Origin of the sequence: Streptomyces kronopolitis (assembly GCF_014646275.1) — a bacterium.
Lineage (GTDB): Bacteria > Actinomycetota > Actinomycetes > Streptomycetales > Streptomycetaceae > Streptomyces > Streptomyces kronopolitis.
This window is the reverse complement of record NZ_BMND01000057.1, coordinates 1-25129: the sequence shown is the minus strand read 5'-3', so window position 1 is coordinate 25129 and position 25129 is coordinate 1. Positions and strand designations below refer to the sequence as shown.

Annotated in this window: 26 protein-coding genes; 13 read left to right on the top strand and 13 right to left on the bottom strand. The window is 74.8% G+C overall.

Annotated features, from left to right (window positions below):
* From IEY78_RS32120 to IEY78_RS32100, 5 genes are all read right to left on the bottom strand, one after another.
* Positions 1–573, bottom strand: a 573-nt coding sequence (locus IEY78_RS32120; protein WP_189104367.1) for a TerD family protein, incomplete at its 3' end; no start/stop codon positions are given.
* 73 nt (positions 574–646) lie between these two features.
* The gene (locus IEY78_RS32115; protein ID WP_189104357.1) at positions 647–919 is read right to left on the bottom strand and encodes a GlsB/YeaQ/YmgE family stress response membrane protein; all 273 of its coding nucleotides are present in this window, start codon (positions 917–919) and stop codon (positions 647–649) included.
* 144 nt (positions 920–1063) lie between these two features.
* Positions 1064–1768 (bottom strand): response regulator transcription factor, encoded by a 705-nt coding sequence (locus IEY78_RS32110; protein ID WP_189104355.1) that lies wholly within the window; start codon positions 1766–1768, stop codon positions 1064–1066.
* Positions 1769–1808: 40 nt separating this feature from the next.
* Positions 1809–3077 (bottom strand): sensor histidine kinase, encoded by a 1269-nt coding sequence (locus IEY78_RS32105; protein WP_189104365.1) that lies wholly within the window; start codon positions 3075–3077, stop codon positions 1809–1811.
* Positions 3078–3219: 142 nt separating this feature from the next.
* On the bottom strand, positions 3220–3990 hold the full coding sequence (locus IEY78_RS32100; RefSeq protein WP_189104354.1) for an IclR family transcriptional regulator: 771 nt from the start codon (positions 3988–3990) through the stop codon (positions 3220–3222).
* A 151-nt stretch (positions 3991–4141) separates the two neighbouring features.
* Between IEY78_RS32100 and IEY78_RS32095 the strand changes: the two genes are divergently transcribed.
* Positions 4142–5686 carry an aldehyde dehydrogenase (NADP(+)) gene (locus IEY78_RS32095; RefSeq protein WP_189104352.1) on the top strand — a complete coding sequence of 515 codons (1545 nt, stop codon included), beginning with the start codon at positions 4142–4144 and terminating at the stop codon, positions 5684–5686.
* Here IEY78_RS32095 and IEY78_RS32090 read toward each other — a convergent pair.
* Complete coding sequence (locus IEY78_RS32090; protein WP_189104350.1) at positions 5683–6366, bottom strand: class I SAM-dependent methyltransferase; 684 nt, start codon at positions 6364–6366, stop codon at positions 5683–5685. The genes IEY78_RS32095 and IEY78_RS32090 overlap by 4 nt on opposite strands.
* Positions 6367–6449: 83 nt before the next feature.
* On the opposite strand from IEY78_RS32090, the gene IEY78_RS32085 reads away from it, so the two are divergent.
* From IEY78_RS32085 to IEY78_RS32070, 4 genes are all read left to right on the top strand, one after another.
* Complete coding sequence (locus IEY78_RS32085; protein WP_189104348.1) at positions 6450–7193, top strand: DsbA family oxidoreductase; 744 nt, start codon at positions 6450–6452, stop codon at positions 7191–7193.
* Positions 7194–7307: 114 nt separating this feature from the next.
* Positions 7308–8384, top strand: a complete 1077-nt coding sequence (locus tag IEY78_RS32080; protein ID WP_189104346.1) for an aminotransferase class V-fold PLP-dependent enzyme — start codon at positions 7308–7310, stop codon at positions 8382–8384.
* 92 nt (positions 8385–8476) lie between these two features.
* Positions 8477–8962 carry a hypothetical protein gene (locus IEY78_RS32075; RefSeq protein WP_189104344.1) on the top strand — a complete coding sequence of 162 codons (486 nt, stop codon included), beginning with the start codon at positions 8477–8479 and terminating at the stop codon, positions 8960–8962.
* A 108-nt stretch (positions 8963–9070) separates the two neighbouring features.
* Positions 9071–10138: an alkene reductase gene (locus tag IEY78_RS32070; RefSeq protein ID WP_189104342.1), complete on the top strand. Its 1068-nt coding sequence runs from the start codon at positions 9071–9073 to the stop codon at positions 10136–10138.
* A gap of 82 nt (positions 10139–10220) precedes the next feature.
* On the opposite strand, the gene thpD is transcribed toward IEY78_RS32070, so the two are convergent.
* From thpD to ectA, 4 genes are all read right to left on the bottom strand, one after another.
* A complete protein-coding gene (gene thpD, locus IEY78_RS32065) occupies positions 10221–11120 on the bottom strand; it encodes an ectoine hydroxylase (protein WP_189104340.1) in 900 nt (299 codons plus the stop codon).
* A 91-nt stretch (positions 11121–11211) separates the two neighbouring features.
* The gene (locus IEY78_RS32060; protein ID WP_189104338.1) at positions 11212–11628 is read right to left on the bottom strand and encodes an ectoine synthase; all 417 of its coding nucleotides are present in this window, start codon (positions 11626–11628) and stop codon (positions 11212–11214) included.
* 54 nt (positions 11629–11682) lie between these two features.
* Positions 11683–12951, bottom strand: a complete 1269-nt coding sequence (gene ectB, locus IEY78_RS32055; RefSeq protein ID WP_189104336.1) for a diaminobutyrate--2-oxoglutarate transaminase — start codon at positions 12949–12951, stop codon at positions 11683–11685.
* 139 nt (positions 12952–13090) lie between these two features.
* Positions 13091–13657 (bottom strand): diaminobutyrate acetyltransferase, encoded by a 567-nt coding sequence (ectA, locus tag IEY78_RS32050; RefSeq protein WP_189104334.1) that lies wholly within the window; start codon positions 13655–13657, stop codon positions 13091–13093.
* A gap of 589 nt (positions 13658–14246) precedes the next feature.
* On the opposite strand from ectA, the gene IEY78_RS32045 reads away from it, so the two are divergent.
* The 8 genes from IEY78_RS32045 to IEY78_RS32010 all read left to right on the top strand — a co-directional run bounded on the left by IEY78_RS32045 (position 14247) and on the right by IEY78_RS32010 (position 22423).
* Positions 14247–15338: an amidohydrolase family protein gene (locus IEY78_RS32045; RefSeq protein ID WP_189104363.1), complete on the top strand. Its 1092-nt coding sequence runs from the start codon at positions 14247–14249 to the stop codon at positions 15336–15338.
* 76 nt (positions 15339–15414) lie between these two features.
* Positions 15415–16275, top strand: a complete 861-nt coding sequence (locus tag IEY78_RS32040) for an SGNH/GDSL hydrolase family protein (protein WP_229700303.1) — start codon at positions 15415–15417, stop codon at positions 16273–16275.
* Positions 16276–16382: 107 nt separating this feature from the next.
* Positions 16383–17633 carry an acyltransferase family protein gene (locus IEY78_RS32035; RefSeq protein ID WP_373294290.1) on the top strand — a complete coding sequence of 417 codons (1251 nt, stop codon included), beginning with the start codon at positions 16383–16385 and terminating at the stop codon, positions 17631–17633.
* Between the two features lie 76 nt (positions 17634–17709).
* Positions 17710–18321 carry a GerMN domain-containing protein gene (locus tag IEY78_RS32030; protein WP_229700302.1) on the top strand — a complete coding sequence of 204 codons (612 nt, stop codon included), beginning with the start codon at positions 17710–17712 and terminating at the stop codon, positions 18319–18321.
* Positions 18322–18443: 122 nt separating this feature from the next.
* Entirely contained in the window at positions 18444–19136 is a 693-nt protein-coding gene (locus IEY78_RS32025) for a winged helix-turn-helix domain-containing protein (protein ID WP_189104332.1), read from the top strand.
* Positions 19133–20569, top strand: a complete 1437-nt coding sequence (locus tag IEY78_RS32020; protein ID WP_189104330.1) for an ATP-binding protein — start codon at positions 19133–19135, stop codon at positions 20567–20569. Before IEY78_RS32025 ends, IEY78_RS32020 begins: the two co-directional genes overlap by 4 nt.
* Positions 20566–21141: a GerMN domain-containing protein gene (locus IEY78_RS32015; RefSeq protein WP_189104329.1), complete on the top strand. Its 576-nt coding sequence runs from the start codon at positions 20566–20568 to the stop codon at positions 21139–21141. The genes IEY78_RS32020 and IEY78_RS32015 overlap by 4 nt, the downstream gene beginning before the upstream one ends.
* Before the next feature lie 229 nt (positions 21142–21370).
* Positions 21371–22423: an SCO1860 family LAETG-anchored protein gene (locus IEY78_RS32010; RefSeq protein WP_229700304.1), complete on the top strand. Its 1053-nt coding sequence runs from the start codon at positions 21371–21373 to the stop codon at positions 22421–22423.
* A 163-nt stretch (positions 22424–22586) separates the two neighbouring features.
* Here IEY78_RS32010 and cobC read toward each other — a convergent pair whose 3' ends face one another.
* The 3 genes from cobC to IEY78_RS31995 form a co-directional block, all read right to left on the bottom strand.
* A complete protein-coding gene (gene cobC, locus IEY78_RS32005) occupies positions 22587–23675 on the bottom strand; it encodes an Rv2231c family histidinol phosphate aminotransferase CobC (protein WP_373294289.1) in 1089 nt (362 codons plus the stop codon).
* 2 nt (positions 23676–23677) lie between these two features.
* On the bottom strand, positions 23678–24544 hold the full coding sequence (locus IEY78_RS32000; protein WP_189104327.1) for a sirohydrochlorin chelatase: 867 nt from the start codon (positions 24542–24544) through the stop codon (positions 23678–23680).
* Positions 24541–25129 (bottom strand): cobalamin biosynthesis protein (locus tag IEY78_RS31995; protein WP_229700301.1); only part of this gene is annotated, 589 nt, incomplete at its 5' end. The genes IEY78_RS32000 and IEY78_RS31995, both read right to left, overlap by 4 nt.

The window sequence follows — 25129 nt, the reverse complement described above, 5'->3', positions numbered from 1 at the left end:
CGGGGCGCCGGTGGGCGGGCCCCACCCGGCGGCGGGGGCCGGGGGAGCGGGCGGCGCCTGCGGGGCGGCGGCGGGCGCGGCCGGCTCCTCGACGCTGACGCCGAAGTCGGTGGCGATCCCCGCCAGGCCGTCGGCATAGCCCTGGCCGACCGCGCGGACCTTCCACCCGCCGCCCCGGCGGTAGATCTCGACGAGCACCAGCGCGGTCTCGGTGCCCAGCCGCGGCGGGGTGAAGGAGGCCAGGACGCTGCCGTTGTCGGCGTCGCGGACCGTGCCGGTGGGCTCGGTGCCGGCGAAGGTGGCGCCGGGGGTGTCCAGGCTCGCGGTCACGACGATCTTCTCGACGCCCTCGGGCACCGCGGCGGTGTCGACCGTGACGGTGTCGCCGCCGCCGGCCGCCGCGGAGTGCGTCACGCCCGGCGCGGAGGGCTGGTTGTAGAACACGAAGTCGTCGTCGGAGCGGACCTTGCCGTCGGCGGCCAGCAGCAGGCCCGACACGTCCAGCCGCACGGGGGCGGTGACGTCCACCGCCACCCGCGCGGCGCTGAGCGGGAGGTTCGAGCCAGGAGTCATAGCGGTCATGCCGGGCTCAACGATCGGCCCGCCTTTGCGGTTCCATTACCTGCCGCCGGCAGTCCGCCCGCGGTCACCGGCGGGCGCGGGAGTTGCCGAACAGCAGCCGGTAGGCGATCAGCAGGACCAGGGCGCCGGCGACCGAGGCGATCCACATGGAGGGTTCGCCGAAGTCCTTGGGTATCGGGCGGTGCAGGAACTTCGTGGAGAGCCAGCCGCCGAGGAAGGAGCCCACGATCCCGATCAGGGTCGTCCCGATGATCCCGCCCGGGTCCCGCCCCGGCAGCAGGACCTTGGCGATGATGCCTGCGATCAGCCCGAGTACGAGCCAGCTGACGATGCCCATGATGCGTTCCTCGTTCCTGCACGGAGGGGTCGGTACACAGATCAGGACGCCACCCGGGCGGCAGGGGTTCCGCGACGTGGCGGGGGGCACGTGCGCAGGTCAGGTGCGGGGGGAGGGGCGCCCGGTGGGCTCACCCGGCCGTCCTCACCCCGGCCGGACGAATCCGCGCTCGTAGGCGGCGATCACCGCCTGCGTCCGATCCCGCACCCCGAGCTTGGCCAGCACGCCCGCCACATGGGTCTTGACCGTGGCCGGTCCCACCCCCAGCCGCTCGGCGATCTCCGCGTTCGTCAGGCCCCCGGTCATCAGCCGCAGCACCGCACGCTCCCGCCCGGACAGCCGGTCCGGCAGCGCCGGCTCGTCCGCGGCCCGCTCCCCGGTGTGCCGGGCGGCCAGCCGGCGCACCGCCGCCGGGAACAGCAGCGAGTCGCTGCGCGCCACCAGCCGTACGGCCTGGACCAGTTCCTCGGCGCCGGAGCGCTTGAGGAGGAAGCCGCTGGCACCGGCCCGCAGGGCCGCGTAGACGCTGGCGTCGTTCTCGAAGGTCGTCACCACGATGATGCGCGGCGGTGCGGACATCGAGGCGAGCACCTGCTCGGTCGCCCGGATCCCGTCGGTCTCCGGCATCCGGACATCCATCAGCACGAGGTCCGGGCGCAGTTCCCGGATCAGCGGCACCGCCTCGGCGCCGGTCGCCGCCTCGCCCACCACCTCCATGCCGTCCTCGGCGCCCAGGATCGCCCGCAGCGCGCCGCGGACCAGCTGCTCGTCATCGGCGAGGACGATGCGCAGCGGGCGGGGCGCCTCCCCGTCACCGGCCGGCCGTCCCTCGTTCCGCACGGTGGTCATGCCCTGTCCCCCTGTTCCCGGCCGTCCGTCGGCCGGCTCCTCATGCGTGTGTCCCCGGTCCGGTGTCCGTCAGCGGCAGCCGGACCGTCAGGCGCCACACGCCGTCCTCGGCGGCGGCGCTCGCCCTGCCGCCGAGCAGCCGGGCGCGCTCGGCGATGCCCCGCAGGCCGCGGCCGCCGCCCGCACGGGCCGTGGGTCCCGCGCGGCCGGACGCCGCCGGGGGCGCCCCGGGCAGCGGGTTCGCCATCCGTATCGTCACCTGCGCGTCCGCCACCCCCACGGACAGCTGGACCGGTACCGGCCCGGCGTGCCGCAGGGCGTTGCTGAGCCCCTCCTGCACGATCCGGTAGGCCTCCCGCGAGACCACCGGCGGCAGCCCCGTGCACCGCTCCTCGACCGCCGCCTCGACGGGGACGCCGCCCGCCCGGGTCCGGCCGAGCAGCGCCTCCAGGCTGCTCAGGGTGGGCGCGGGCGCGGCCGGGTCGTCGCCGTCCTCCTCGCGCAGCAGGCCCAGGACGGCGTCCAGTTCGGCGACCGCCGTGCGTGAGGTCTCCTCGATGGCGGTCAGCGCCCGCCGGGCGAACTCCGGGTCCGAGTCCAGGACGCGGCGGGCCGCGCCGGCCTGGAGGGTGACCGCGCTCAGGGCGTGTCCGACCGCGTCGTGCAGCTCGCGGGCCAGCCGGTTGCGGGACGCCAGGTCGGCCGCCCGGTGCTCCGCGGCGGCCAGCCGGTCGGCGGGCGTGGGCCCCAGCAGCACCGGGGCCGCGCGGGCCAGCAGCATCCCGGCCAGCCACGTGGTGCCGGCCACCAGGGACAGCAGCGCCAGCCCCATGAGCGGGCCCAGCACCCCGTGGAAGGCTTCCGGCCAGCCCCGTTCGCTGTGCTGCAAGGAGGGCGAGAACGGCAGCACGAGCAGCAGCGCGGCGGCCGGCGGCGCGGCCAGCGACATCCCGCTGACGACCACGCCGGCCAGCAGATGCGCCACGAACCACAGCGCGGTGCGCCGCCGGGCCGCCCAGGAGAGCGCCGGTCCCTCGGCCAGCAGCTCCGCGCGCACCCCGCACAGCGACCGGACGGCGTGCACCTCCAGCGGCCGCACCAGCGGGAAGAGCAGGGCTGCCAGGGCGGCCAGCGGCAGCGCACAGCCGAGGTCGGTGAACTGCCGGCCGGCGGAGCCCAGCGGGCCCCGGTCCTCGGCGAACGGCGGCAGAAAAACGGAGACCAGCAGGAAGAACGGCATCAACAGCGCGCCGCCCAGCACCAGATGGACCCAGCGCCGCCCGGTCCTCCGCACGGCAGGGCCCCGCATGCGCCGCACGGCGCCCCGGACGGTCGGAAGGCTCATGGCCGTCAGTCTGCCGCCGCCGCGCGCCGTGCGCCTCGGCCCCGGCGACGATCCGCCTCCGCCGCACGGGGGAGGGACACCCGGCGCCGACGCCGGTCCGGGCCGCTCACCGCTGCCGGGGGACCGGTGTCAGGCGGTCGCGGGCGGCGCACAGGGCGTCCCTGATCAGCTGTTCGTGGGCCGGGGTCAGCCGGGCCACCGGGACCGAGCAGCTGAGGGCGTCGCGGGCCGGTGAGCGGTGGGGGAGGGCGACGCCGAAGCAGCGCAGGCCCAGGGTGTTCTCCTCGCGGTCGGCCGCGTAGCCCTGCGCGCGCACCGTGTGCAGCTCGGCGATCAGCTCCTCGCGGTCGGTGCGGGTGTGCTCGGTCAGCCGGGCCAGGACCGGCGGCAGCAACGACCGCACCTGGTCGTCGGTGTGCGTGGCGAGCAGCGCCTTGCCCAGCGCGGTGGAGTGCGCGGGCAGCCGCCGGCCGACGCGGGTGAAGGGGCGCAGATGGTGCGGTGAGGGGCGGGTGGCCAGAGTGACGACGTGGGTGCCGTCGAGGCGGGCGAGGTGGAGGGTCTCGGCGGTGTCCTCGGCGAGCCGGTCCAGCGCCGGGCGGGCCGCGGCCACCACCTCGTCGCCGTCGACGCAGGACGTGCCGACCAGCAGCGCGCGGACGCCGATGCCGTAGCGGGTGCCGGTCGCGTCGGTCTCGATCCAGCCCAGGTCGACGAGGGTGCGCAGCAGCATGAAGAGGCTGGACTTCGGATAGCCGACGGCTTCCTGGACGGTCGTCAGGCTGTGCAGTCCGGGGCGCCCCGCGAAGTATTCGAGCAACTCCACCGTCCGCACGGCGGATTTGACCTGCGATCCACCGTTATCGGCAGCTGACATCGCCCCTTGACCCCCCTGTTCCGACCGCCATAGAGTCCCAGTTGTTCATGATCCGGGACGCTGTTCAGCATAGCGAACACGGTCCGGAGGGCTGAGCGGCAGCGGAACGTCGCGTACGACTCGGCACGGCATCGCCCGGGAGGAATGCACGGTGGCAGCAGCAGCTCCGGTCTGGAGTGTCGATCCCCGTACCGGGAAGCAGCGCGAGCAGGTGGCGGTGGAGGCCACGGCCGACGAGGTGGACACCGTCGTCCGGGCGGCGCACACCGCCCGCGCCGCGCTCGCCGACCGCGCGGTGCGCACCGCCCTGCTGCGCCGCGCCGCGGAGCTGCTCGACGACGCGGGCGAGGCGGTCATCGAGGCCGCCGACGCCGAGACCGCGCTCGGTCCCGGCCGGCTCACCGGCGAACTCGCCCGCACCACCTACCAGTTGCGGGCCTTCGCCGACCTCGTGCAGGAGGGCGCGTTCCTCGACGTACGGATCGACCACGCCGATCCCGCGCTCGCCCCGCCCCGGCCCGACCTGCGCCGCTACAAGATCCCGCTGGGCCCGGTCGCCGTCTACTCGGCCAGCAACTTCCCGCTCGCCTTCTCGGTGCCGGGCGGCGACACCGCCAGCGCCCTGGCGGCCGGCTGCCCCGTCGTCGTCAAGGCCCACCCGGACCACCCGGCCACCTCCGAGCTGTGCGCCGCGCTGCTGCGCCGCGCCGCCGCCGAGGCCGGACTGCCCGAGGGCGTGCTGCACCTGGTGCACGGCTTCCAGGCCGGTATCGACCTGGTGCGCCACCCGCTGATCGCCGCGGCCGGCTTCACCGGCTCGGTCCGCGGCGGCCGGGCCCTGTACGACGCGGCCGCCGCCCGTCAGCACCCGATCCCCTTCCACGGCGAACTCGGCAGCCTCAACCCGGTGGTGATCACCGAGGCCGCGGCCGGGGAGCGCGCCGAGCAGCTCGGCGCCGGACTCGCCGGATCGATGACGCTCGGCGTCGGCCAGTTCTGCGTCAAGCCCGGCCTGGTCCTGGTGCCCGCCGGGCCGGCGGGCGAGCGGCTGGTGACCGCGCTGACCGCCGCGGTCAGCAACAGCGAGGCCGGGGTGCTGCTCGACCACCGGATGCGCCAGGCGTTCCTCGACGGGATCGGCAGCCGCGCCGGGCTCGCGGACGTCGAGGCCCCGGTGACCCCGGGCGCCGGCGGCGAGCACACCGTCAGCGCCGGCTTCCTCACCGTCCCCGCCGCCCACCTCACCACCGAGGGGCCGCACGACCTCCTCCTGGAGGAGTGCTTCGGCCCGGTCACCGTCGTCGCCCGCTACACCGACGAGGCCGAGATCGCCGCCGTCCTCGCCCGGCTCCCCGGCAACCTCTCCGCCACGCTCCAGCTGGGCGACGCGGAGAGCGCCGGCACCGACGGCACGGGGCGCGGCGCCCGGCTGCTGGCCGCGGTCACCCCGCTCGCCGGCCGGGTGGTCGTCAACGGCTGGCCGACCGGGGTCGCGGTCGCCCCCGCCCAGCACCACGGCGGCCCCTACCCGGCCACCACCTCCACCGCCAGCTCCGTCGGCGGCACCGCCGTCGAACGCTGGCTGCGCCCCGTCGCCTACCAGGACACCCCGCCCGCCCTGCTGCCGCCCGAACTGCGCGAGGACAACCCGCTCGGCCTCCCGCGCCGGGTCGACGGCCGGGCACCGGGCGTCTAGGGGGCGTCGGCCGCCCCGGGCTCCTTGCGGGCGACGAGCTGGAGCCGCTCGGCCGTCCGCCCGTCCAGGGTGGCCACCGACCCCCGCCGCTCCGCCAGCAGCGAGAAGCCCGCCGCCCGCACCGTCTCCCGCAGCAGCTCCGGCGGATGGTGGCGGAACACCCCGCCGTCGGGCGTCTCGAACACCCCGTACGTCCCGTGCCGCTCCGCGTAGCGGCGATAGCGCTCTTGGTTGAGCGCGTCGTCCTGCAACGGCACATCGCTCAGATACAGCACCCCACCGGGCCGCACCAGCCGCCCCAGCTCCCCGGCGATCGCCTTCTGGTCCGCGTCCCCGGGCACGCAGGTGAGCACCGCGAACAGCAGCGCCGCGTCGAACGCCCCGTCCTCGAACGGCAGCGGAAACCCGCCCCACCGCAGCAGATCCAGCTCCGGATGCTCCCGCCGCCCCCGGGCGATCAGCGCCGCCGACACGTCCACCCCGCGCACCGACCGGTAGCCCCGCCCGGCCAGCTCGGCGGTCAGCCGCCCGTAACCGCAGCCGTAGTCCAGCACCCGCGCGCCGTACGGCACGTACTCCTCCAGCAGCGCCGGATCGAGGGGGTGGGTGAAGGTCTTGGCCGACCCGGTCGTCTCCCAGAAGCCGAGATGTCCCTGTGGCGAGCCCTGTGGCGAGGTCATACCCGGACGCTACCCGCGGAATAGGGGCGTGCCACGGATGGTTTTCCCCACGCACATCCGTCACGAGGAAAGTCAGCCGTCCCATGCGCGTGGAAATCTGGTCCGACATCGCCTGCCCCTGGTGCTACATCGGCAAGGCCCGTTTTGAGGCCGGGCTCGCCGGGTTCGCGCACCGTGCCGACGTCGAGGTGGTGCACCGGTCCTTCGAGCTGGACCCGAAGGCGCCGGCCGGCGGTGACCTTCCGGTGCTGGACATGCTCGCCGCGAAGTACGGCGTGAGCCGCGCGCAGGCCGAGGAGATGGAGGCCCGGGTGGCCGGGGCAGCGGCCGCGGAGGGGCTGGACTACCGCTCCGACCGGATCCACGGCAACACCTTCGACCTGCACCGGCTGCTGCACCTGGCCAGGGCGCACGGCGTAGAGGACGCCCTGCTCGACGCCCTCTACCGCGCCAACTTCGCCGAGGCCCGGGCGCTCGGGGACCCGGCGGTGCGCGGCGAGATCGCGGTCGGCGCGGGCCTGCCCGCCGACGAGGTCGCACGGGTGCTGGCCGACCCCGAGGCGTATGCGCCACAGGTGCGCGCCGAGGAGCGCGAGGCGGCCGAGCTGGGCGCCACGGGCGTGCCGTTCTTCGTCATCGACCGCCGCTACGGCATCTCCGGCGGCCAGCCCGCCGAGGTCTTCCGGCAGGCCCTGGAGCGGGCGTACGCGGACGGCGGCGGGCCGGGCCCGGTCGCCGCCGACGGCGGTACGGGTGCTGGTGCTGGTGCTGGTGCTGGTGCCGGTGCGGTGTGCGGGGAGGACGGCTGCGCGGTGCCGGGGGAGTGACCGGGGGCGGCCCGCCCCGGGACCGCACCCCGTGCCCCCGCCCCGGAAGGCCCCGTGGCGGGATACGGGCCCCGGGTCATGGACGGGGCGGGTGTCGCCGAGCACAGTGGGGGCATGCAGCGACGTGCGCCACTCGGCGGGGCGGAATTCGCGCCCGAGACGACCTTCCTGAACTCCGCTTCCAGTGGGCTCCTGCCGGCGCGCAGCGCCGCCGCGCTGCGTGCGGCCCTCGACGAATCGGCCTCCTACGGCACCATGGGCCGCGACTACTTCGGAGCCGCCACCGCCTCCCGGGCCGCCTTCGCCCGGCTGGTGGGCGTGCCCGCCGAGCGGGTCGCGGTCGGCAGCTCGGTCGCGGTGCAGTCCGGGTTCGTCGCCGGCTCGCTCCCGGCGGGCGCCGAAGTGCTGGTGCCCGAGGGCGACTTCAGCTCCCTGGTCAATCCCTTCGCCGCCCGCCCGGACATCACGCTGCGCACCGCGCCGCTGGAGGCGCTCGCCGACGCCGTGCGCCCCGGCACCGCGCTGGTCGCCTTCAGCGCCGTGCAGTCCGTGGACGGCCGGATCGCCGACCTGGCGGCGATCCGCGATGCCGCGCGGGCCCACGGGGCACGCACCTACCTCGACGCCACCCAGGCCGCCGGCTGGCTGCCGCTGCCCGCCGCGGACTTCGACTTCGTCGTCGCCGGTGCCTTCAAGTGGCTGCTGTGCCCGCGCGGCACGACCTTCATGGCCTTCGGCGGGGAGCTCGGCGCGGGCACACCGTGGCCGGCCGCGCCGCACGCGGGCTGGGTCGCCGGCGAGGACCCCGGCGCGTCCAACTACGGCCCGATCCGGCCGGCCGCCACCGCCCGGCGCTTCGACGAGCCGCACGCCCACTACTCCTACGTCGGTGCCGAGCGGTCCCTCGCCCTCATCGAGGAACTGGGCGTGGACGCCGTCCACGCGCACAACACCGCGCTCGCCGCCCACTACCGCGCCGGGCTGGCCGAGCGCGGCCTGGCGCCGGTGCCCGCGCCGGGCTCGGCGATCGTCTCCACGCCGGGGCTCACGGACGCCGAACACCGGCTGACCGAGGCGGGGGTGCGGATCGCGGTGCGCGGCGGACTGCTCCGCGCGTCCTTCCACCTCTACAACTCGACGGACGACGTGGAGCGGTTGCTGTCCCTGCTGGGCCCCCGGCCCGGGCGTTAGCGGGGCGTTAGCCGGACGGCGGTGGATCAACAGCGGCTGCCGACAGTCTTGTTCCGCCGCGCCCCGCAGCACCGGAACAGAATGGGAAGAACATGTCGCACACCGCCCTCCGCCACGCCCGCAAGGCCGCAGCCGCCATGGTGATCACCGTCGCCGCGCTCGGGCTCACCGCCTGCCAGGGCGGCGGCAACGACGCCTCCGCACCCGCCTCCTCCGCCCGGGCCGACCACTCCGCCTCCTCCGCGCAGGCCGGCAACTCGTCCTCCTCCGGGGCCAAGACCTCCGGGAACGCCGGCAAGCAGGCGCCGACGGGCACCGCAGGGAAGTCCGGGACGAGCTGCACCAACAAGCTCAACTACGCCGGCGACCCGCGGTCCAACGCCGAGATCAACAGCATCGGCGAGCAGACCGGCCACTGCCCGGCGCCGCAGAAGGGCGACAAGCCCGCGGGCACCCCCAAGAAGCCGGGGACGAGCTGCACCGACCAGATCAACTACGCGGGCGACGCACGGCCGAACGTCGAGATCAACAGCATCGGCGAGAAGACCGGCTACTGCCCGCCGGTCCGGCACCAGTGAGCGGGGGACGGGGCCGGCGAGGGCCGGGACCGCCGGCCGCGGGCTCGGACGCCGATACTGATGTAATGGGCAACGGACCTGTTCCGAGCAGTAGTTGAAAGGCCCTCAGTGACCACCGCATTCGACCCCGTGGACCTCGCGGGCATCCCGCTCGCCAACCGCATCGTCATGGCGCCGATGACCCGCAACCGCGCCACCGCCGACGGCGTCCCCACCCCGTCCATGGTCCGCTACTACACCCAGCGGGCCTCCGCCGGCCTCATCATCACCGAGGCCGCGCAGACCGCGCCCATCGGCCGCGGCTACCCGCTGACCCCCGGCCTGCACACCCCCGCGCAGGTCGACGGCTGGCGCGAGGTGACCGACTCGGTGCACGCCGCGGGCGGCCGGATCTTCGCCCAGCTGTGGCACGGCGGCCGCATCGGCCACCCGGTGCTGCTGGCCGGCGGACAGCTGCCGGTGGCGCCCTCCGCGGTCGCCGCGGCCGGCCAGGGCTTCACCCACGAGGGCCTCAAGGCCTTCGTCACCCCGCGCGAGCTGACCGGCGAGGAGATCGCCGAGACCATCGCCGGGTTCGCGGACGCCGCCCGCAACGCGATGGCGGCCGGGTTCGACGGGGTGGAGATCCACGGCGCCAACGGCTATCTGGTCCACCAGTTCCTGGCACCCAACGCCAACCTGCGCACCGACGAGTGGGGCGGCTCCGACGCGGCCCGCGCACGGTTCGCCGTCGAGGTCGTGCAGGCCGTCGCCGCCGCCGTCGGCGCGCACCGCACCGGCCTGCGCCTCTCGCCCGGCAACACCTTCAACGACATCCACGAGCCGGCGCCAGAGGCCACGTACACCGCGCTGGTCGACGCCATCGCCCCGCTGGGCCTGGCCTACCTGCACACCTGCGACGTGCCCGACACGGAGCTGCTGGGCCGGCTGCGCACCCGCTTCGGCGGGACGTTCCTGCTCAACCCGGCGACCGTCGGCCGGCCCACCGGCCCCGAGGAGCTGCCGCTCGTCGAGCGGGGCGAGGCCGACCTCCTCGCCTTCGGCGCGCTGTTCCTCGCCAACCCCGACCTGCCCCGCCGCCTGGCGCGCGGCGGCCCGTTCAACACCCCCGTCCGGGAGAGCTTCTACGGCGGCGACGACTCCGGATACCTCGACTACCCGGCGCTGGAGGGCTGAGCGGCCGCACCGCACCGCACACACGGCGCGGCCGCCGCACAGACCCTGCTGTGCGGCGGCCGCGCCACCGGTGCCACCGTGCCTACCTCACCGGGGTGAAGTCACGGGCCCCGATGTACTCCGGGCGCCGGACCGGCGCCGCGAACGGCTCCACCGCAGCGTTCTCCACGCTGTTGAAGACGATGAAGACATTGCTGCGCGGGTACGGCGTGATGTTGTCACCCGAGCCGTGCATGGCGTTGCAGTCGAACCACGTCGCCGAGCCTGCCTTGCCCGTGAAGAGGCGGATGCTGTGCTTGTCCGCCATCTTCGTCAGCACCTCGTCCGACGGGATGCCCGCGTCCTGCATCTGCAGCGACCGCTTGTAGTTGTCCTTCGGCGTCGCGCCCTCACAGCCCACGAAGTGCTGGTGCGAGCCGGGCATGATCATCAAGCCGCCGTTGGTGTCGTAGTTCTCCGTCAGCGCGATCGAGACCGACACGGTGCGCATGTGCGGCAGACCGTCCTCGGCGTGCCAGGTCTCGAAGTCCGAGTGCCAGTAGAAGCCGGTGGCACCGAAGCCCGGCTTCACATTGATCCGCGACTGGTGGACGTAGACGTCCGAGCCGAGGATCTGCCGGGCGCGACCGACCACACGCGGGTCGGAGACCAGCTTGGCGAACACCTCGCTGATCTTGTGCACCTCGAACACGGTCCGCACGTCCTGCGACTTCGGCTCGACGATGGAGCGCGGGTCCGCGCGCATCGTCGGGTCGAGGACGAGACGGTCCAGTTCGGCGCGGTACACCGCGACTTCTTCCGCCGTGAGCAGTTCCCCGATGGCGAAAAAGCCGTCGCGTTCGAAGTCGCTCAGCTCGGACGGCGCGAACGGGCCGGCCGCTCCGGGCTGCGACCACACCACCGGGTCCTTCCGCGGGGTGATGACCTCTGCGGTCCCACGGGTCGGGTACAGGTCGGCGGTGCGCTCGGGTGCGGTGGTCATGGTGTTGCCTTCCTCTCCTCTCGTACGGGCTCTGGCTTACGTCGTGCAGGCCTTCCTCAGCTGCCGGACGGGGCAGGCGGGGGTGTGACGCCTAGACCGTCTCGGGCTCGGGGTCGGGCTCGGTCAGCAGCGGGTAGACGCCGTTCTCGTCGTGGTCCTCACGGCCGGTGACCGGCGGGTTGAAGACGCAGACGCAGCGGAAGTCCTTCTTGATCCGCATGGTGTGCTTCTCGTGGCCGTCGAGCAGGTACATCGTGCCCGGGGTGATGGTGTGCTTCTCGCCGGTCTCGTCGTTCGTGAGCTCGGCCTCACCCTCTACGCACAGTACGGCCTCGATGTGGTTCGCGTACCACATCGACGTCTCCGTACCGGCGTACAGGGTGGTCTCGTGCAGGGAGAAGCCGACGCGCTCCTTGGCGAGCACGATGCGCTTGCTCTCCCACGTGCCGGACTTGGCCTTGACGTGGCGGTCGGTGCCTTCGATGTCCTTGAAGGATCGGACGATCACGGTGCTCGGTGCCTTTCTGTGGAACGGTAAGGATCTCTGGGGCCGTTGGGCCGATCAGGCGCAGTCGCGGACCGCGCGGGCGAGGATGCGCAGACCCTCGTCCAGCTCCTCGGGGGTGGTCGTCAGGGCCGGGAGCAGCTTGACGACCTCGCTCTCCGGGCCGGAGGTCTCGATGAGCAGACCCAGCTCGAAGGCGCGCTTGGCAATCTTGTCGGCGACGGGCTTGTCGTTGAGCTCCATGCCCCACACAAGACCGCGGCCGCGGTACTCGGCGATGGCCTCCGGGTGCTCCTCGGCTATCGCCTTCAGGTGTGCTTCGACGATCTCACCGCGGGCGAGAGTCTGCTTCTCCATCTGGCCGTCGGCCCAGTAGGTGTCCAGCGTCGCGGCGGCGGTGACGAAGGCCGGGTTGTTGCCGCGGAAGGTGCCGTTGTGCTCGCCGGGCTCCCAGATGTCCAGCTCGGGCTTGAACAGGGTGAGCGCGAGCGGCAGGCCATAGCCGCTGATGGACTTCGAGACGGTGACGATGTCCGGCACGATGCCCGCCTCCTCGAAGGAGAAGAAGGCACCCGTACGGCCGCAGCCCATCTGGATGTCGTCGACGATGAGCAGCATGTCCCAGCGCTCACACAGGTCGGCGAGGGCGCGCAGCCACTCGGGACGGGCGACGTTGATGCCGCCCTCGCCCTGGACCGTCTCGACGATCACGGCGGCGGGGGTGTTCAGGCCGGAGCCCTGGTCCTCCAGCAGCCGCTCGAACCACAGGAAGTCCGGGTACGTGCCGTCGAGGTAGTTGTCGAACGGCATCGGGGTGCCGTGCACCAGCGGGATACCGGCGCCGGCCCGCTTCATGGAGTTACCGGTGACGGCGAGGGCGCCCAGCGACATGCCGTGGAAGGCGTTGGTGAAGGACACGATCGACTCGCGGCCCTTGACCTTGCGGGCCAGTTTCAGCGCGGCCTCGACGGAGTTCGCGCCCGTCGGGCCCGGGAACATGACCTTGTAGGGCAGGTCGCGCGGCCGCAGGATGATGTTCTGGAAGGACTCCAGGAACGCCCGCTTGGCCGTGGTGGACATGTCCAGGCCGTGGGTGACCCCGTCCCGCTCGATGTAGTCGATCAGGGCGCGTTTGAGTACGGGGTTGTTGTGGCCGTAGTTCAGCGAGCCGGCGCCGGCGAAGAAGTCGAGGTAGGTGTGGCCGTCCTCGTCGGTCATGCGGCTGCCCTGCGCACGGTCGAAGACGGTGGGCCAGCTACGGCAGTAGCTGCGGACCTCCGACTCCACGGTCTCGAAGACGCTCAGATCGGGCTGGGTGATGGTCACAGCATGCTCCTGGGAGATGAGTGGCGAAAAGGATGGGAAGTCTGTGGGGCTGGGCGCGGTTGCCGGCAGGTGTCGTGGGGGTGTGGTGCCGGATCCCGCACGGGCCGCGCGGCGCGGGGCCGAGCGGTCCTGGGGTTCGTCAGCGCCCTGAGCGGGCCGGTGGCGGGAACGGGCCGATGAGGTGCAGCACCTCCGGCTCGTGGCCCTGCTCGGGGAACAGCCCTGCGTCGAAGAGCACCTCCCGCTCGATCGGCACCGAGTGCCGCTCGGCGAAGGACGCGAACAACCGGTTGGATGCGGCGTTGTCGGGGGTGATGGTGGTCTCGACGAAACGCACGCCCAGCTCTTCCGTGGCACGGGCGGTGAGCCCGTCCAGGAGTGCGGCCGCCAGGCCCCGGCCGCGGTGCGCGTCGTCGACGGCTACCTGCCAGACGACGAGCGTCTCCGGGCGCTCGGGGCGGAGGTATCCGGTGACGAAGCCGGCCGGCTCGCCCTCCGCGTCGCGGGCGACGACGGAGGTGGCGGCGAAGTCGCGACACCACAACAGGTAGCTGTAGGAGGAGTTGAGGTCCAGCGCCTTGGAGTCGCGGGCGATGCGCCAGATCGCGGCTCCGTCCTCCACTCGTGGGGTGTCGAGCTTGAAGCCCTCCGGAAATTCTCTGAAATCGCTTCGGGCACCTGCATGGTCTGCTTGTGCGGCGGTCATGGAAATTAAATTTACCCAGGGAAAAAGGAAATTGCATCGCGAGCAGGGGTTACGGAAGCGGCGAAGATGTGTTATCGCGCGGGGGCGCCCGGGTGCGCGATGTCGCCGCAAGATGTCACGATTTGACCAGGATGTTCGGGGCAAAACAGACACGGTGTGTAGTCGGTCACAGCTCCGTAACGTCGATGAGATGCGTCCGAATTACGGTACTTGCCGCGTGCAAAATCATGGCGTTTGAGGTGCGGAAAAGCGGGCAGAAGAATACGGGAAGCTGTACGTGAAGGGAATTGGGAATTCGCCTCCGGAAGATGCGGCGTAAGGCCCATCGAAACCCGAGTGACGGCTTCGTGACAAGACCTGGAAGATCCGGCGCGAGATCATGTTCCCGGGCCCGTGGAGAACGGGCGGGAACCTTTTCGGGAAACCGGCCACGGAACGTATACCGACCCTGCACGCAGAGCCCGGGAGCGAAGCCCCGGGGAAATTGCCGGTTTCCGGGGGAAACGGCAGCCGGAATGTCCCGGAAGCCGGTGCGGACAGCGCCCTCGGCCCACCGGCCCGCGGCGCCTAAAGTGCCGGTATGACGTCCATGAGTGAAGGTGCGGTGCTGCACCTCAAGGGGAGGGTCCTGGTCGGCCCGGACGAGGTCCGCGACGAGCTGTGGGTGGTCGGCGGCCGGGTCACCTACGACCGGCCGGCCATGGCACGGGATGCCACCACCGTGACGGGCTGGGTACTGCCGGGCCTGGTCGACGCGCACTGCCATGTGGGCCTGGACGCGCACGGCCCGGTGGACGACCCCACCAGCGAGAAACAGGCGCTCACCGACCGTGACGCGGGCACCCTGCTGGTCCGGGACGCCGGGTCCCCCTCCGACACCCGCTGGATCGACGACCGCGAGGACCTGCCGCGGATCATCCGCGCCGGCCGCCACATCGCCCGCACCAAGCGCTACATCCGCAACTACGCCCACGAGATCGAGCCCGAGGACCTGGTCGCCTACGTCGCCCAGGAGGCCCGCCGCGGCGACGGCTGGGTCAAGCTCGTCGGCGACTGGATCGACCGCTCCACCGGCGATCTGGAGTCCTGCTGGCCCCGGGGCGCGGTCGAGGCGGCCATTGCCGAGGCCCACCGGCTCGGCGCCCGGGTCACCGCCCACTGCTTCGCGGAGGACTCCCTCGCCCCGCTCGTCGAGGCCGGCATCGACTGCATCGAGCACGCCACCGGGCTCACCGAGGACACCATCCCGCTGTTCGCGGAGCGCGGCGTCGCCATCGTCCCCACGCTCGTCAACATCGCCACCTTCCCGCGGCTCGCGGACGGCGGCGAGGGGAAGTTCCCGCGCTGGGCCGCCCACATGCGGCGCCTGCACGCGCGCCGCTACGACACCGTGCGGGCGGCCTACGACGCCGGGGTGCCCGTCTTCGCCGGCACGGACGCCGGCGGCGCGCTCGCCCACGGCCTGGTCGCCGACGAGGTCGCCGAGCTGACCCGGGCCGGTCTGCCCGCCGTGGCGGCCCTCTCGGCCACCACCTGGGGGGCCAGGGACTGGCTGGGCCGCCCCGGCCTCACCGAGGGCGCCTCCGCGGACCTGGTGGTCTACGGGAGCGATCCGCGCGAGGACGTACGGGTACTGGCAGCGCCCCGCCGGGTGGTGCTGCGCGGGCAGGTCGTGGGCTAGGGCCGGGCGGGGCCGTCACCGGAGCGCGGGCGGGCCGGGTCGCGTGACGGCCCGATCCCCGTCGTGTGAGCAACCGATGACGACCCCGCTGACCGGCGGTTTCCGCTGGTTCGGTGGGGACATGCACACCGAGAACAGACCTCAGCGCACCTCTCCCCGTCACCGGCGCCCGGCTGCCCTCGCGGCCCTCGCCCTGGTCACCGTGAGTGCCGGTGCCGCCCTGGCCGGCTGCGGCGGCTCCGGCGGCGGGACCGCGGAGAACGCCTCCGGGCAGCAGAAGACCGGCAAGAAGGTGCTGTGGATAGGTGACTCCATCGCCGGCGCCGAGGCCCCGCCCCTGGGGGCGGCGCTCACGGCGAGCGGCCAGCACTTCAAGGACGCGTCCTCCGACGGCGGCGGCACGGTCGTCGAGGGCGACAAGATGTCCCGCCCGCTGGCCCAGGACGCGTGGAAGACCCTGAAGAAGAACCTCGCCTCCTTCCACCCGGACGTGATCGCCTACCAGCTCACCAGCTACGACTGGGGCACCCCCGCGCAGCAGCGCGCCTCGTACGAGAAGCTCGCGAAGACCGCACAGGACGCCGGCGCCGAGCTGGACCTCGTCTCCGCCCCGCCGTTCAGGATCGACAGCTTCTACAAGAAGTACGAGGGCGCGATCAAGAGCGCGCCGAAGGCGGCCGAGCAGGTCGCCGACGCCAGCGGCGGCAAGGTCCACTTCGTCGACACCACGCCGCTGTGGGGCACCGAGCCCACCGGCAAGCAGGCCCGGCGCTCCCCGGACGGCGTCCACTCCTGCCAGCAGGGCTCGGCGGCCTTCGCCAAGTGGTACACCGAGCGGCTCGGCAAGCAGAACGGCTTCACCCCGGCCGCGCCCCAGAAGTGGGCGCAGGGCTCCTGGACCGGGGACAAGCGGTACGCGAACCTCAAGTGCGACTGACCCCTCGGGTCCCCGCGCCGGTGTCCGGCGCGCCGTCTCCCGCCCCTCACCACGTGGTGGACCCGCCGAGGTGCCGTACCGGCCACCGGTCCGCCGAGGACTCCGCCATGGCTCACTCCCCTCCCGCGCCCACCGCTCCCGCCCCCGCCATGCACCGCCGCCCGCGCCCCGGGCGCGCCCCCGGCCGGGCCCATCTCGCCCCGCTCGACGGGCTGCGCGGCCTCGCCGTCGCCGCCGTGCTGCTGTTCCACGCCGGGTACCTGGGCGGCGGCTTCCTCGGCGTCGACCTGTTCTTCGTCCTCTCGGGCTTCCTGATCACGGGGCTGCTGCTGGGCGAGGTGCAGCGGCGGGGCCGGATCGCCCTGCCGGCCTTCTGGGGGCGGCGGGCGCGGCGGCTGCTGCCGGCGCTGGCCGCCATGGGCACCGCGGCCCTGCTGCTGGCCTGGGCGGCCGGGCCGCCGTCCCTGCTCGGCTTCGCCCTCGACGACGCCCCGTGGGCCGCCGCACAGGTGGTGAACTGGCACTTCATCGCCGAACAGGTCGGATACTTCAACGCCTCCGACACCCGCCTGTTCTCCCACCTGTGGAGCATCGGCGTCGAGTGGCAGTTCTACCTGGTGTGGCCGCTGGTGGTCGCCGTCGCCGGGCGCGGCCGGGGCGGTCCGCGACGGGTCGCCCTGCTGGCCGGCGCGGGCGCCCTCGGGTCGCTGTGGCTCATGGTCCAGCTCGGCGGCACCGTGGACACCACGCGGGCGTACGAAGGCACCGACACCCGGGCCTTCGCCCTGCTGCTCGGCGCCGTGGCGGCCACCGCGCCCGTGCGGCGGCCGGCCGACCGGGTCCCGCGACCGGTCGCCGACGGGGTGTGCGCGCTGCTGGTGTGCGGGCTCGCGGCGTCCTGGGTGCTGACCGGCGGCCAGAACGCCCCCGGCCTCTTCCGGGGCGGGCTGTTCGCGCACTCGCTGGCCGCCGCGGTCCTCATCGCGCTGCTCGCCGCGGCGCCGGGCGGGCACACCGGACGGGCGCTGGGCAGCGCCGTCCCCCGCCGGCTCGGGGAGCTGTCGTACAGCCTCTACCTGTGGCACTGGCCGGTGTTCCTGCTGCTGCCGCAGAAGGTGTTCGGCATCGGCGGCTGGGCGCGCGCGGTTCTGGCGATCGGTCTGTCGCTCGTGGCGGCGGTGCTGTCGAAGCTGCTGGTGGAGGACCCGGTGCGGTTTGGCGCGCGGTGGGCCACCGGGCGCCGGGGGCTGGCGGCGCTCCTCGCCGCGGCCGTCGTCGCGGCGGGGGTGTGGGCGGCCATTCCGCGACCGCACCCGGGGGCCGGAACGGTGGATGTGCAGCGGCTGATGTCGCCGTAGGCGGTGGCGCGGGCCGCCGGGCCGGGCGCCGGGGAGAGACTGGGCGAATGCGGGAGAAGCAGACCAAGGGGGCGGTATGCGGATAAGGCGTGCCGCGTGCCGCGGGGTCGCGCGCCATCGGACCGCGTACCGCGGGGCCGCGCGCCGCCGGGTGGGGTGGTCGGCGGCGGTCGCCGCGCTGCTCGCGTCGGTGGCCCTCGCGGGCTGCGGGGTCACGGACACCGGGCCCTCGGACGCCGGTGCGCCCGCCGCCGGGGCGCGGACGGCCGGCGGGGCGGTGGTGCGGGCCTACTTCGTCGCCGCGCACGGCACCTGGCCCGTCGCCCGGCCCGCACCGCCCGGCGCCGGACCGCAGACGGCACTGAACGCCCTGCTGGCCGGTCCCACCCCGGCCGAGTCGGCCCGCGGCCTGGTCACCGCGCTGCCGGCCGGGACGCACCGGGTACGGGCCCGGGCCGCGCCCGGCGCGGTCGACCTGTATCTGCCCTGGCTGGTGTCGGAGCTGGACCCGGTCGCGGTGAGCCAGCTGGCGTGCACGGCCGCCTCGGCGCCGGGCATCCCGGGCGGGAAGCGGCCGGTGGACGTGGTCGTACGGGTCCATGAATCGGGGCTGCCCTCCGGGGACGCGGACTCCTGGGCGCTGACCTGCGACGAGTCCGGCGTGGCCGTCCCCGTGAACAGCCGCTGACCGGGCCGGCCGCCGGTATGCCCCGGCCCGGCGGCCGCCGCACACCCTGAACGAAGAGCTTTGCCACCGTCCGCCCCACCGGGGGCGGAGGTGCCGACCGCAGGAGAGGAGAGGGCACGCACATGACACGCGTCCTGCTGATCGAGGACGATCCGGCGGTGCGCCGCGGCGTCAGCCTGGGCCTGCGCCGCCGCGGCCACGAGACCGAGGCGGTCGGCACGGGCGAGGACGGCCTGGAGGCGCTCGGGCCCTTCGCACCGGAGATCGTGCTGCTCGACCTGATGCTGCCCGGCATGAGCGGCCTGGAGGTCTGCCGGCGCATCCGCGAGACCAGCCAGGTGCCCCTGGTGATCCTCTCCGCGCGCGGCGACGACATCGATGTCGTCGTGGGCCTGGAGGCCGGCGCCGACGACTATGTCGTCAAACCCGCCAGCGGTGAGCTGATCGAGGCCCGGATGCGCGCGGTGCTGCGCCGGGTGGCCCCCGCACAGCCCGCGGCGGCGGCCCGCGAGCAGCACCTGACCTTCGGCGGCCTCGTCATCGACGGGGTCGGGTTGCAGGTGCGCAAGGACGGCAGGGAGCTGGTGCTGGCGCCCTCGGAACTCAAGCTGCTGCTGTTCCTGTCCGCCTCGCCGGGGCAGACCTTCAGCCGCCAGCAGCTCCTCGAACAGGTCTGGGAGCACAGCTACTACGGCGACGCCCGCCTGGTCGACGCCTGTGTGATGCGGCTGCGGTCCAAGATCGAGGACGACCCGCGCAGCCCGCGCTACGTCCAGACCGTGCGCGGCTTCGGCTACCGCTTCGGCCCGCTGTGAAGCGCCGCCCGATCCCCCGCGGCCTGCGCACCCGGCTCGTCATCGCCTTCCTCCTGGTGTCCGCGATCAGCGCCCTGACCACCGCCGCGCTCACCTACCAGCAGGCCCGCACCGCGATCCTGGACCGCGCGCAGGACGGCGCCGTGCACGACCTGCGCGACCAGGTCGGCTCCCTCGCCCCGGACCTGCCCGCCCGGCCCACCACGGCGGACCTGCGCGCCCTCACCCTCCAGCTCGACCGGGCCGGCGGCGCGCGCAACTGGCACACCGCCGCCGCACTCCGCGGCGGCCCGCCGGTCGCCGCCACCACCGGGGCCACCGCCGTGCCCGCCGCGCTGCGCCGCGCCGCGGCCACGGCCGACGGAGCCGTCGTGCAGCGCTTCCACCGCGACGGGGACCCCCGGCTCGCCGTCGCGCTGCCCGTCGCCACCGCCGACCGCCCCGCGCGGCCCTCCGGACTCGTCGTCTACGCCTCCTTCTCGCTCGCCCCCCAGCAGCGCGACGTGAGCTCGCTGGTCGCCGCGGCCCGGGCCGGCGTCGTGCCCGTCGTGCTCGTCTCCCTGGTGCCCGCGCTGCTCGCCGCCCGCCGGGTGCTGCGCCCCGTGCGGCAGTTGCGCTCCGCCACGGAGAAGATGGCCGCCGGCGCGCTCGACACCCGCATCGCGGTCACCGGCGACGACGAACTCGCCGACCTGGGACGCACCTTCAACACCATGGCCGCGACCCTGCAGGCCGACGCCACCGCGCTGCGGCGCATGGAGGCCGGCGCCCGGCGGTTCGCCGCCGACGTCTCGCACGAGATGCGCACCCCGCTCGCCGCGATGACGGCGGTGACCGGGGTACTCGACGAGGACGCCGCCTCCGGCCGGCTGGACCCGGAGACCGCCGAGGCGCTGACGCTGGTCGCCGACGAGACCCGCCATCTGGCCCGCATGGTCGAGGACCTGATGGAGATCTCCCGGTTCGACGCCGGCGCCGCCGTGCTGCACCTCGACGAGATCGACGTCGGCGAACTCGCCGGCAAGACGCTGGCGCTGCGCCACTGGCAGGACCGGGTCGAGGTCTCCGTGCCGGACGGCCTGCGGGCCCGCCTCGACCCGCGCCGCATCGATGTCGTCCTGGCCAACCTCCTCGGCAACGCCCTGCGGCACGGTGGCTCCTCGGTGCCGGTGCGGCTGCGGGCCCGGGCCGACGAGGACGCGCTGGTGCTGACCGTCACCGACGGCGGCCCGGGCATCCCCGAGGAGCTGCTGCCGCACGTCTTCGACCGCTTCACCAAGGGCGACGCGGCCCGCAGCCGCAGCGAGGGCAGCGGGCTGGGCCTGGCCATCGCCGCCGAGAACGCCCGGCTGCACGGCGGCACCCTCACCGCCGCCAACGCCCCGGGCGGGGGCACGGTGTTCACCCTGACGCTGCCGTGGAACCCGGCATGAGGCGGCGCCCGGCGGTCCTCCTCGCGCTGCTCGCGCCGGCCCTGGCGCTGCTCGGCGGCTGCGGCATCGGCGACTCCGCGCCGGAGCCGGCCGGCTCCCCGGCCGCGGGCCTGCGCGACCCGGGGGCCCACCCCGCGAACGCCGTGCACGTGTACTTCTCCTCGCCCGTCGGCCTCGAACGGGTCTCCCGCCTCGCCCGCACCCCCGACTCCCCGCAACTCGCCCTGGAGCGCCTGCGGGAGGGCCCCGACGAGGCCGAGCGGGCCCGCGGCCTGATCACCTTCGTGCCGCGCGGCGCCCGCGCGCCCACCGTCACCGGGCAGCGGCGCGGTGGCATCGACGTCCTCGTGCCCGCCGGATGGGGCACCGACCGCACCGCGCTGCGCCAGCTGGTCTGCACGGCCGCCGACGCGGCGGGCGCGGCGGACGGCCTCCCGGTCGGGGACGTGGAGGTGCGGCTGCGCCGGGCGCCGGGCGGCCCCGCGGACACCCGGCGCTGCACATCGACCCCGGGGAGCCCGGGGAGCACCGGGAGCCGGGCCCCCGCCGCGACCGGGTCCCCGGCGCCGTGACGGCTGGTGCGGGGCGGGCGCTCGTGCCACGCGAATCGAATAAAGGCGCGGAAACCACCTAATAGGGTGAACTGACTGCGCGTGGCTCCCTGTTCACCGCCGGTGCGGACACGATGTGCGGGTCGAGGTCGCCGGCCCGCGCGATGTCCCCCATTGGCGCGGCCGGCGGCTCCATTTCTCCTGTGAGGGTTCCACACACGTGTCCACCAGCCCCGCCCGCTCCTTCGGCATGCCCCGACGCCTCGCCGCGACCTTCGTTGCCACCGCGCTCACGGCCGGCCCCGCCGTCCTCCTCGGCGCCGTGCCCGCCCATGCCACCGGAAGCCACGGCCCGGCCCGCGGCACCGCCGACGCGGTCGTGCTGCGCACCGGCCTGGACATCGGGCTGCTCCACAAGACGGTCGACCTGCCGCTGAACGCGGTGCTGAACGAGGTCCACGCCCCGGCCTCCGCCTCCAAGACCGCGCTCACCGTCCGCCTCGACCATCTCGACCACGGCCGGCCGTTCAGCCTGCTGCGCGCCGATGTCGCCACCGCCCGGGGCACCGCGGACCGCCACGGCGCCGAGGGCTACGCCAACCTCGTGCACGCCAAGGTGCGGGTGCCCGGCCTGTCCCCGCTGCGGCCCCTGATCGAGGCGCAGCAGGTCACCGCCAAAGCGGTCTGCGAGGCGGGGAAGCGGCCCCGCGCCGAGTCGAACGTGCTCGGACCCGTCAGCGTCCTCGGCAAGAGGGTCACGCTCACGGCGGGCGGGACGACGGACGTCAAGGTGCCGGGCGTGGGCGAGGTGCGCCTCGACCTGTCGCAGAAGCACGTCACGTCCAAGAGCGCCGCGGCCACCGCGCTGGAGCTGAAGGTCTCCCTCAACCCGCTGCAGCTGAACGTCGCCGAGGTGCACGGCCGGGTCACGCTGGTCCGGGCCGGCTGCACCGCACCGGGCGGCAAGGCCCCCGGGGACGGCGGCACGGGCGGCACCGGCGGCGGTCAGACGGGCGGCCAGACGGGCGGCCAGACGGGCGGTCAGACCGCAGGTCAGACGGGCGGGCAGAGCGGAGGCCAGTCCGGTGGTCAGACCGGCGGCGGCAGCAAGCCGGCCGGCGGGGGCACCGAGGTGCACCAGGCCGCGGACCGGACCGGCGGCGACAACCTCGCGGAGACCGGCAGCAGTTCGGCCACCCCGTACCTCGCCGGCGGCGCGGCCCTGCTGGTCGCGGCCGGGGCCGGCTCGATCGGCTACGCCCGCCGGCGCCGCGCCGCCGCCCCGCAGGGCGGCCGCGGCTGACGGACCCGTACACCGCGCCGGCGCTGTGGGGGCACCGGTGTGAGGTACGGCCGGGGTGCGCCGTACGGGCCCGTACGGCGCACCCCACCCCTCGCCGGAACCCTGGTGGCCGCGTGGTCCGCCGGGGTTCCGGCGGGGACTTGCCGCCCCTGCCGCGGCCGCGCTACGCCAGCACCTCGCCCAGCGCCGCCGCGAACCGGTCCGTCGTGGCCCGGTCCCGCACCGCCAGCCGCAGCCAGTCGGGGCCCAGGCCGGGGAAGGTGTCGCCGCGGCGGACCGCGAAGCCGCGCTCGCGCAGCGCGGCCCGCACCCCGTCGGCGCCCGGCAGCCGCAGCAGCACGAACGGACCGGCCGCCGGGGCGAGGGTCCGCAGCTGCCCGAACGCGCCCAGCCGGGCCAGCAGATGGTCCCGGTCCGCGGCGATCCGCGCGGCCGCCTCGGCCGCCTCCGCGAGTGCCCCGGGCGTGCAGCACGCCTCGGCCGCCGCCAGCGCGGGACTGGAGACCGGCCACAGCGGCTGGGCGCGCTCCAGGGCGGCGACGGTGTCCGGGTCGGCCAGCACATAGCCGATCCGCAGCCCGGCCAGCCCCCACGTCTTGGTGAGGCTGCGCAGCACCACCAGTCCCGGCAGATCCGTGCGGCCGGCCAGCGCCTCCCGCTCGCCGGGCACCGCGTCCATGAACGCCTCGTCCACCACCAGCGTCCGCCCGGGCCGCGCCAGCCGGGCCAGCACACCGGCGGGGTGCAGCACCGAGGTGGGGTTGGTGGGGTTGCCGACGACGACCAGATCGGCGTCCTCGGGGACCGCGGCCGGATCCAGCCGGAAGCCGTCCCCGGCGTCGAGCAGCAACCGGCCGACCGCGTGCCCGGCATCGCGCAGCGCGGCCTCCGGCTCGGTGAACTGCGGATGCACCACGACCGGCCGGCGGGCCCGCACCGCCCGGGCGAGCAGGACGAACGCCTCCGCGGCCCCGGCCGTCAGCAGCACCCGTTCCACGGGCAGCCCGTGCCGTGCGGCGACCGCCCGGCGCGCCGCCCGGCCGTCCGGGTACGCGGCGAGGGTGTCCAGCGACGCGGCGATCCGGGCCTTGAGCCAGGCCGGGGGAGTGCCGGTGCGGACATTGACCGCCAGATCCGTCAGCGCGGCGTCCGCGCCCCGCACTTCGGCGTCGCCGTGGTGGCGCAGGTCCGGCTCGGGCGGCGGGGCGGCCGCCAGGGAGGGGAAAGGGCTGGCTCCGGTGTGCGTCGGCACGGTCACCGCTCCCCGGCACCCGGGGCGTCCCGCGCCGCCGTCCGGCAATCGCAGGTCGCATCGCTCAGCAGCGGATCGCCCGCCACCGTCGCGTGGTAGCGCTCCATGACGACCTCGGTCAGCTCGGCCGGCGTGCCGAGCACCCCCGCGCCGAGCACCTCGGTGCCCGGGTGCGCCTCGGCCCAGCCCTCGGTCTGCATCCGCAGCCGCTCCAACAGCGCGCCGGGGAAGAAGAAGTACGGCAGCACCACGATCCGGCCGCCGCTACCGGCGCCCGCCGCGGCGGCCTGCGCCCGGCACCGGTCCAGCCCGGCCGGCACATCGGGACCCGTCCGGGACAGGAACGCGGTCTCCACGGCCGCGAACCCGCGCCCCTCCCACAGCAGCCGCGCGGCCCGCACCACCTCGGCGTTGGCCTGCGCGTCGGCGGTCCCGCGCCCCACCAGCAGCACGGTCGTGCGCGCCCGGTCCTCGGGTCTGCGGGCCCCGCCGCCCAGCGCCTCGTCCAGCCGCCGCTCCAGCACGTCGAGCAGCTTGGGGTGCGGCCCCAGCGGGGCGTCGCAGGCGTGCGCGAGGCCGGGGTGGCGCTGCGCCGCTTGCTCCAGCACCGCGGACAGCGCCTCGGGTACCGGCCCGGTGGGGGCCAGCAGCAGCGGTATCACCGCGAGCCGGGTCACCCCGCGCGCCACGAGCCCGTCGACGGCCTCCGCCAGCGGCAGCGGCCCCTGCGCGGCGCCGAAGAACCCGCCGGCGACCGGGATTCCGGGCCGGCGCTCGCCGAGCACCCGCACCAGGGTGCGCAGGGCCTCGGTGCTGCTTTCGTCTCGGGTGCCGTGACCGGCGATGAGCAGTGCGGGAGGAGTGGTCACTGGGTCTCCTTGGTGCCGGTGGTTGTGCTGTCGGGCGCCGGGCCGCCGACGACCGCCGTCCGCCGGCTGCTGCCCGGGCGGGGCGGGTGGGACGAGGTCATGACGATATCCGCAGCCCAGGAAGGGGCTTCGGCCGCTCCCTCCCTCTCAGCGGTACGTCCGCCCTTGTCCGTTACCGCCGGCCCGGCCAGCGCACAGGTCGCCCGGGCCGGCCGGCCCCGCGGCGCCGACTTCCGCTTGCCGCTGACGAGTTCGGCGCCCGGCCCCGCGGCCAGCAGCGCGGCGGCCTCGGCCACGCTCGCCGTCCCCACGGCGGCCGCCGCGACCGCGGACGGCTCCGGCACCCGTACGGCCGCCAGTTCCGCCGCCGGGAACGACAGCAGCGGGACGCCCAGCCGGTGCGCGGCGGCGCGCAGACCGGGCTCGGCCGCCCTGGCCGCCACCGTCGCCAGCGCGACGATCCGGGCCCCGCCGCCCACCGCGGCGAGCGCGTCCCCCAGCAGCTCCAGCACCTCGCCGGCCGGGACGCCGGGGCGGGCGCCGAGGCCGGCCGCGAGCCGGGGCGGCTCCGCGCCGGCCCCGCCC